Annotated in this window: 7 protein-coding genes and 2 pseudogenes; 5 read left to right on the forward strand and 4 right to left on the reverse strand. The window is 65.1% G+C overall.

Annotation, left to right across the window (positions count from 1 at the left end; all coding sequences use genetic code 11):
• The 4 genes from selD to Q427_RS32740 form a co-directional block, all read right to left on the reverse strand.
• On the reverse strand, positions 1 to 785 hold a 785-nt coding region (gene selD / locus Q427_RS32725), incomplete at its 3' end, for a selenide, water dikinase SelD (RefSeq protein ID WP_197030795.1).
• A complete protein-coding gene (locus tag Q427_RS32730) occupies positions 776 to 1,003 on the reverse strand; it encodes a hypothetical protein (protein ID WP_197030796.1) in 228 nt (75 codons plus the stop codon). The genes selD and Q427_RS32730, both read right to left, overlap by 10 nt.
• Positions 1,000 to 1,464, reverse strand: coding sequence for a hypothetical protein (locus Q427_RS32735; RefSeq protein ID WP_197030797.1), 465 nt, complete (start codon positions 1,462 to 1,464; stop codon positions 1,000 to 1,002). The genes Q427_RS32730 and Q427_RS32735 overlap by 4 nt, the downstream gene beginning before the upstream one ends.
• A complete protein-coding gene (locus Q427_RS32740; protein ID WP_197030798.1) occupies positions 1,407 to 1,982 on the reverse strand; it encodes a hypothetical protein in 576 nt (191 codons plus the stop codon). Before Q427_RS32740 ends, Q427_RS32735 begins: the two co-directional genes overlap by 58 nt.
• A gap of 151 nt (positions 1,983 to 2,133) precedes the next feature.
• Between Q427_RS32740 and egtD the strand changes: the two genes are divergently transcribed.
• From egtD to purE, 5 genes and pseudogenes are all read left to right on the forward strand, one after another.
• Positions 2,134 to 3,096: an L-histidine N(alpha)-methyltransferase gene (egtD, locus tag Q427_RS23025; protein WP_043517576.1), complete on the forward strand. Its 963-nt coding sequence runs from the start codon at positions 2,134 to 2,136 to the stop codon at positions 3,094 to 3,096.
• Positions 3,097 to 3,975: 879 nt separating this feature from the next.
• Positions 3,976 to 4,937, forward strand: a pseudogene (locus Q427_RS23035) (TAXI family TRAP transporter solute-binding subunit).
• A 34-nt stretch (positions 4,938 to 4,971) separates the two neighbouring features.
• Entirely contained in the window at positions 4,972 to 5,493 is a 522-nt protein-coding gene (locus tag Q427_RS23040; RefSeq protein ID WP_043517577.1) for a DUF1850 domain-containing protein, read from the forward strand.
• A 7-nt stretch (positions 5,494 to 5,500) separates the two neighbouring features.
• A pseudogene (locus tag Q427_RS23045) lies at positions 5,501 to 7,521 on the forward strand (TRAP transporter permease).
• A gap of 101 nt (positions 7,522 to 7,622) precedes the next feature.
• The coding region (gene purE / locus Q427_RS23050; RefSeq protein ID WP_043517578.1) for a 5-(carboxyamino)imidazole ribonucleotide mutase at positions 7,623 to 8,002 on the forward strand (380 nt) is incomplete at its 3' end.

Genomic DNA, 8,002 nt, shown 5'->3' on the forward strand with positions numbered 1-8,002 from the left:
GCTGTCAGGTCGATTTCGGCATCCACCTCCGAGGGGCGCGTCATCTCGACCAGATGCCCCAGCAGGCCGAAGCCGGTGAGGTCGGTGCAGGCGGTCGCGCCGTGCTCGCGCAGGCAGCTCGCGCCCTGGCGGTTGGACTGGCACATGCTYGCCAGGGCGGCATCGATCCAGCGSCCMCGGGCGCCGAGCCGGGCATGGGCGGCAAACAGGGTGCCGGTGCCGATGGGCTTGGTCAGGATCAGCACCTGGCCGGGGTGCAGGCCGCCTTTCGTCAGGGCGCTCGCGCCGCCGGCGTCGATCAGGCCATTGACGGCAAACCCCAGGGCCAGTTCGCTGCCTTCGCCGGTGTGACCGCCGACCAGGGCACAGCCGGCCTCGTTGAGCACCTCGACGGCGCCACGCATCATCTGGTAGACGGTGTCCTCGACCTTGGCCTCGAGGCCCTGGGGCACCGTGGCCACGGCGGTGGCGGTCTGGGCCTCGGCACCCATGGCGAAGATGTCGCCCAGGGCGTGGTTGGCCGCGACCTTGCCGAAGACATAGGGGTCGTCGATGAAGGCGCGGAAGAAGTCGATGGTATGCACCGCATCCTTGCCCGTGGGTATTCGCACCACGGCGGCATCGTCCGGGGCATGCAGGCCCACCAGTACTTCGCTCCGCTCCACCGGCTGCAGGGTCGCGAGGGCCCGGGAGAGCACCGTGGCCCCCACCTTGGCGCCGCAGCCACCGCAGCGCATGGCGAGGGCCGAGATCGCCTGGGCGCTCTCTTCCTCATTCAGTGCCACCCGGCTGGCGCGGGGCGCCTCATGGCATCCTCCTCCATCGGCGGCAGGTCGTTGAATTTGGCCATGAAGCGCCGGTCGATGCCGTCCTTCCAGCGCCACACCCAGTCGCCGGCGAGGAAGAGCCCGCCGCGGGAGGCCACGGCGTGACGGTCGCCGGTGCTGATCAGCGCCAGCCACTTCGTCTGGGGACGGTAGGGCGAAAGGGGGCGGCCGGTCACGGCGGCGCGCAGGTTGTCGGCCAGCGGGCGCCCCTGGCGGACAGCGAAGACACCGGCCTTCTCCCGGGGATGATTGACCTGGCTGGCGATATCGCCGGCGGCGAAGATCCTGGGGTCGGATAGCGACTGCAGGGTGTCGCTGACCTGGATGAAGCCGTCGTCGTCGAGTGCCAGGTGGGTATCGCGTAGCCAGGCGGCGCCCCCGGCATGGTGACCCAGACGATCTCGTCGGCGTCGTGCCAGGTGCCGTCGGCGGTCTGCAGCCGGCCCGCTTCGACGCCGACCACGTCGGTGGCGGTGTGGACCTCGACGCCCCGGTGCTTCAGGGTGGCCTGGAAGTGGCTGCGCACCCGGGGATTGTGGGTCGGCAGGATCTGCGCGCCACGGGTGAAGAGAGAAAAACTCAGTTCGCTGGGGTCCCGGGCCAGGGCGGCCAGTTCATTTCTGAGCCGGTACTGCATGGCCAGCAGCAGCTCGACGCCACCGGCGCCGGCGCGACTACCGCGACACGGGTCTGGCCGGGGTGGTGTTTGATGCGTTCGAGCAGCGCCTGCCAGCGATCATTGAACTGGTGGATCGGCTTGACCGGTACGGCATGCTCGCCGGCGCCGCTGACCGCATTCACGCTGGGGGTCGAGCCGATATTGATCGACATCCAGTCGTAGGGCACCGGAGGGCGTGAGCGACAGAGGACGGTCTGCGTTGCCTGGTCGATGCCGATGACCTCGTCGCTGAAGAAGCGTGCCCCGGCGTACTCCGCCAGCCGGCGCAGGTCGATATGCACGTCGTCGTAGGCGTAGTGGCCGGCGACATAGCCCGGCAGCATGCCCGAGTAGGGGGTATGGGTGTCGCGGCAGACCATGGTGAGCCTGACGCCGGGCTCGGGTTTCATGGCGAAGCGCTTCAGCACTCCCACATGGGTGTGCCCACCGCCGACCAGGACGATATCCCTTAGCACTGGCTGCTGCGGTTGCTGCATCGTGGGACTCACTCTAGATTAAGGAGACGTTCGCATTGCGGGTAGGAGCCTGTCGGGCTTAGCCGGCTCCTAGTCTAGCCGGATACCAGCGAGGGTACGCCAAGACCCCGTTGGATGTCCTGGCATCATCCTGTTGTCAGCGAGGTTTGTGATGTCCACTGCCGTGCGTTTTCACAACCAGCATGCCGACGAGACGGCGCCCTCGTTTCGCGACGACGTGATCGCCGGGCTTGGCCGCTCCCCAAAGTCCCTGTCGCCCAAGTATTTCTACGATGAGCGGGGCTCCCTGCTGTTCGAGTCGATCTGTCACCAACCCGAGTATTACCTGACCCGCACGGAGGAGGGCATTCTGGCCGCCGCCGCCGAGGAGATCGCGGCGCTGGTCGGGCCGGAGTCGCTGCTGGTCGAGCTGGGCAGCGGCGCCAGCCATAAGGTGCGACTGCTGCTCGAGGCCATGCGGCCGAGTCGCTACCTGGGGGTGGATATCTCCCGCGACTTCCTGCTCCAGAGCACCCGCCGACTGGCGGCCGACTACCCCTGGCTCGAGGTGCACGCCGCCTGGGCGGATTTTTCCGAACGCCTGCGCTTGCCGCCGGGAGTCGAGGGGCGTCGAGTCGTGGCTTTCTTTCCCGGCTCGAGTATCGGCAATTTCACGCCGGCCGAGGCCGAGGCCTTTCTTGCCCGACTTCGCCACGCCCTGCCCCCGGGCAGCGGGGTGCTGATCGGCGTCGACCTGGTCAAGGCTAGCGAGATCCTCGAGGCGGCCTACAACGATGCCGCCGGGGTCACGGCGGCCTTCAATCTCAACCTGCTGGAACGCATGCGCCGGGAGCTGGGTGCGATGGTTGAACCCGACAACTTCCGGCACCGGGCCTTCTTCAACGAGGCGGCTTCGCGCATCGAGATGCACCTGGTCAGCGAGTGCCGGCAGGCGCTGGTTGTCGATCAGCACCGCTTCGCGTTCGCGCCGGGCGAGACGCTGCATACCGAGAATTCCTGCAAGTACAGCCGCGAAGGGTTCCAGGCATTGGCCCGGCGCGCCGGCTATCGGCCGGATGCGGTCTGGAGCGATGCCGAGGGACTGTTCAGCGTTCACTACCTGGCGAATGATTGACTGCCGGTGATTGGCTGAACCGCTGGTTCATCCGCCGCGCATCCGTATCCATTGTATGGGCATAGACGACAGCGCCCGGTCGAGGTGACCGGGCGCTGCGGATATATTCGGGGCAGGGCTAGTGCGGGACGCCTTCCGGGTTGATGGTGCGATAGAGAAGCCGCAGCTCATCCAGTGAAAGGTGTTCCAGGCGACCGGCCAGCAGGTCACTGATCTTCTGTGCCGGCAACCCGGCTCGGCGAGCGATCTCGCGGCAACCCAGGTCGGATACGGCGATCAGCGAGTCACGATGCGCATGAGGCGTGTGCGTTTTTCCAGATCCCTGACGTCGAGGTCAGGGCAACTTCGCGGAGGGTCGAGAAGGTCCGCGCCTGTCGTGCGATATGCCGTACTCATGATGCTCCAATGGGCGATTGCGACAGCTACATCATGGGGGCTTTTTTCGGTTTTTGCCAGTATCGATCGCCCCCTTTTTGGCGATGACGCGTCGGCCGCTGCCCGACGGGCGGACAGCGGCCGACGCGGGTCAGAAACGCCCGCGCAGCGTGGCGATGGCACCGCGACCGGGAGCCAGCAGCTCTCCGCCCTCGGGCTGGTCGGTGAGGTGGTCTCGGTATCCGCGGTCTATGCCCCGCTGGCTTCTGGTGTTCTGGCTCTATGCGCTGAGCTTCGGACGCATGCTGCTCAGTGCAAGACCCGATGACTTGCCGGGCTGAACCGACCATGGTGGAATTGCAGAAAATTTACAATAACGTAGAAACTGTCGATTAGCGCCCCAGCCAAGGGGCATGCTAGTTTCTTGTTGTGGCCGGGTTCCCCCCGGTGCGCCAGATCGATTTCTACAACACGAACAATCCGGTTTCAGGATGGAGGAATTCCATGCGAGTTCTCAAGTATGCAGTGGCAGCCTCGCTGCTGGTCACTGCACCCATGGCAGTAGCCCAGCAGCTCTCGATCGCCACCGGTGGTACCGGCGGTACCTACTATCCCTACGGTGGCGGCTTGGCAGAGCTGATCAACAACCATATCGAGGGCGCCAGCGCCGTGGCCGAGGTGACGGGCGCTTCCGTGGAGAACATGGGGCTGGTATGGCGAGGCGATTCCGATGTTGCCCTGGCCCTGGCCGACACCGTCTTCCAGGCCTATAGCGGTACCGGGGACTTCGAGGGTCGTCAGCTCGAAAATATTCGCGCCCTGGCTTCGATCTACCCCAACGCGGTACAGCTGGTCACGCTGGCCGATTCCGACGTGCATACCCTTTCCGACCTGGTTGGCAAGCGGGTCTCCGTCGGTGCCCCGGGCAGCGGTACCGAGCTCAACGCTCGCGCCCTGCTGGAAGCCAACGGCATCAGCTATGACGATTTCACGCCCCAGCGGCTGAACTTCAATGAAACCGCCGATGCCATTCGCGATGGCGACATCGATGCCGGCTTCTGGAGCGTGGGTCCGCCCACCAGCTCGATTCTCAACCTGGCGACCACTCGCGACATTCGCCTGGTCGGTTTCTCCGACGAGGAGATCGAGAATGCGCGTGATGCCGAGCGACTTTTGCCGCCTACGAGCTTCGCGCTGGTCTCTACGAGGGCATGGAAGAGGCTGTTCAGACCATCAGCATCCCCAACGTTCTGGCGGTGAGCACCGAGCTGGATGAGGAGATGGCCTATCAGATCACCAGGATACTGTTCGAGCACACCGATGAGCTGATCGCCGTCCATCCGGCGGCCAACGACACCACCGTCGAGTTCAGTGTCAACTCCACGCCGATTGCTTTCCACCCGGGTGCGCTGCGCTACTACGAGGAAGTCGGTGCCGAGGTGGCAGACCACCAACGGGCGGAATGACCCTTCCTGTCGGGCACTGAGAATGCGTGCCTCGATGACCCACGAAAGTCGCCGTGCCCTCGGGCCGGCGACTTTCCGTACCTTGGTTCTCGGCCTGGCGCTGGCGATCGTATCGACAGCGGTCCCGGCCGTTGCCGACGAGCTGGCACGTCTCGAGGTGCGGGGCGAGGACGATCGCCTCATCCTGACGCTACCCATGCCGGAGGGGGAGCGCTGGTGCCTGGAGTGGAATCACTCCGTGACCGGCATTCGCGTGCAAGATTGTTATCGTCACCTCGCAGGGCAGATGGTACTCGAGCGTAGTCATCAGCCCGACTTTGCGGCGGGACTGGGCCATGTCCCAGGAAGGGGGCGCCAGGTGTCGGATGGCCAGGGCGGCTATTGGATCGAAGAGATCGACGAACCGGTACCCGGGAACCGTTACCGCCTTCGGGTCGGATCCCCGCAGGTGGACCATCGTCTGCTGTATGAGGAGCGTCGGTTGAGCATCAGTGACAAGGCCGCCGGCGAACGGGTGATCATTCACCTGCATTCCCCAACAACCATTCCCTATTGAGGCGTGCATGAGCGACTCCAGCAATCCTCCCGTCACCGCACCCGGTGGCAATGCCATTCAGGCCCGGCCGATACTCTGGCTGATCACGCTGGTGGCCGTGGCGCTCTCCCTGTTTCAGCTCTACTCCGCCGGCATCCAGCCGTTGGGGCTGTTCTACCAGCGCACCATCCACCTGATGCTGATCATGCTGCTGGCCTTTTTGATCTTTCCGGTGTTTGGTCCCAGGCGCAAGCGCGGTGTGCTGGGCTGGGCCATCGATATCCTTTTCCTGGGCGGGGCCTTGCTCACCGGGGGCTATCTGGTGCTCTTTCTCGATGAGATCATTTCCCGTGCCGGTTTCTGGAGCCAGACCGATATCCTGGTTGGCTGCATCGCCACGGTGACAGTGCTGGAGGCGAGCCGCCGGGCGGTGGGGCTGGGCATGACCATCATCGGCCTCGTTGCCATTCTCTACGCCTTCGCTGGCCCTCGCGGCGAGTTGCCCTGGTTGGGCCAGTTCCTGCCGGGCATTCTTGAACACCGTGGTTACAACATCGACCGGGTGGTCGGCCAGCTCTACCTGGGCCAGGAGGGCATCTTCGGCCTGCCGCTGGGGGTGGCGGCGACCTTCATCTTCGTCTTCGTGCTGTTTGGCGCCTTCCTGGAAAGCACCGGGGCGGGCAAGTTCTTCATCGACATGGCCTATGCCGCCACCGGTCGTCAGCGCGGTGGTCCGGCCAAGGCGGCAGTCATCGCCTCCGCCGGCATGGGGTCGATCTCGGGCAGCGCCATCGCCAATGTGGTGACCACCGGGGCCTTCACCATCCCCTTGATGAAGCGCCTGGCTACAAGCCGCACCAGGCTGGCGGCATCGAGGCGGCCGCCTCCACCGGCGGCCAGATCATGCCGCCGCTGATGGGGGCCGGTGCGTTCCTCATCGCCGAGTACACCGGGGTTCCCTACCTGGAGGTGGTCAAGGTCAGCGTCCTGCCGGCCATCATGTATTTCGCCACTGTCTATCTCTTCGTGCATATCATTGCCTTGAAGCAGGGTATGCAGGGCATGCCGCGCTCCGAGCTGCCGCAGATGCGCCAGGTCATGCGCGACGGCTGGCACTTCCTGCTACCGCTTGGCGTACTGGTCTATCTGCTGGTGATGAACATGTCGCCGATGCGGGTCGGCTTCTACGCCGTGATCACCATGGTGGTCGTGGCCGTGCTGCGCTACGCGGTGTGGTTTTTCTTCGTCGCTCCGCAGCAGGGTCAGAGGGTCACTCTGGCGAGTACCGGGTTCATGCTATGGGCCGGCTTCGTCAAGTTGATCGAAGGGCTGGAGTTGGGTGCACGCAATGCCGTGGCGGTTTCCATGGCCTGTGCGGTGGCGGGCATCATCGTCGGGATCGTGGGGCTCACCGGCCTGGGGCTGAAGTTCTCGGCCATGATGATGGCGTTCTCCGGCGGCAATATCGTGCTGGCGCTACTGATGGTGCTGCTGGCCAGCCTGGTACTGGGCATGGGGCTGCCGGTCACCGCCAGCTATATCGTGCTGATCGTGCTGGTGGGTCCGGCGTTGACCGCCGAGTTCGGTATTCCGCTGCTGATCGCCCACCTGGTGGTGTTCTGGTACTCCCAGGACTCCAATGTCACGCCACCGATAGCGCTGGCCGGTTTCGCCGGGGCAGCGATTGCCGGCAGCAAGCCGATGGAAACCGGCTTCCAGGCCTGGAAGTTCGCCAAGGGGCTCTACCTGATCCCGATGTTCATGGTCTTCAATCCGGAGATCATCGTCGGCGGCCCGGTGCCGGTGGTGATCTGGAACGGGGTGATCGCGATCCTGGCGCTCGGTGCCTTTGCCGCCGCACTGGAAGGGTATCTCTTCACCCGCATGTCGTGGTTGTCGCGCCTGGCCATCGTGCCGGCCATCGTGGCGGTATTCTATCCCGACCTGACCGCGGAGATCGCGGGTGTAGTGGTCATGGCCCTGGCCATCGGCGGCAACTGGATCGCCCATCGGCGGGAGGAGGCTGCCGCCGGCGTCCGCAGTGGTTGAGGAACGACGGGTATTGTTCGAATGGTCAAGATGACGGCGCCTGCGGGCGCCGTTAGAATACCTGCCCTTCGCTTACCTGCACCTTATTCCGGGAGCCGCACATGCAGTCCTCCAACGAGCAGCCACGCGTAGGCGTGATCATGGGGTCGAAGTCCGACTGGCCGGTCATGGAGCACGCCGTGGCGATGCTCGAACGCCTGGGTGTGCCGTATGAGACCCGCGTGGTTTCTGCCCACCGCACCCCGGACCTGCTGTTCGACTACGCCAAGAGCGCCGCCGAGCGTGGTCTGCAGGTGATCGTCGCCGGTGCTGGTGGTGCCGCACACCTGCCGGGCATGGTGGCATCCCAGACGGCGCTGCCGGTACTCGGCGTACCGGTGGAATCCAAGGCGCTCAAGGGCCTCGACTCGCTGCTCTCCATCGCACAGATGCCGGGCGGCATCGCCGTGGGCACCCTGGCCATCGGCAAGGCCGGCGCCAC

The organism is Halomonas sp. BC04 (genome assembly GCF_000568385.1).

Coding starts and splice junctions, on each gene's coding strand:
- egtD (WP_043517576.1), top strand. CDS start 2,134: ATGTCCACTGCCGTGCGTTTTCACAACCAGCATGCCGACGAGACGGCG.
- Q427_RS32740 (WP_197030798.1), bottom strand. CDS start 1,982: ATGCAGCAACCGCAGCAGCCAGTGCTAAGGGATATCGTCCTGGTCGGC.
- Q427_RS32735 (WP_197030797.1), bottom strand. CDS start 1,464: ATGCAGTACCGGCTCAGAAATGAACTGGCCGCCCTGGCCCGGGACCCC.
- Q427_RS23040 (WP_043517577.1), top strand. CDS start 4,972: ATGACCCACGAAAGTCGCCGTGCCCTCGGGCCGGCGACTTTCCGTACC.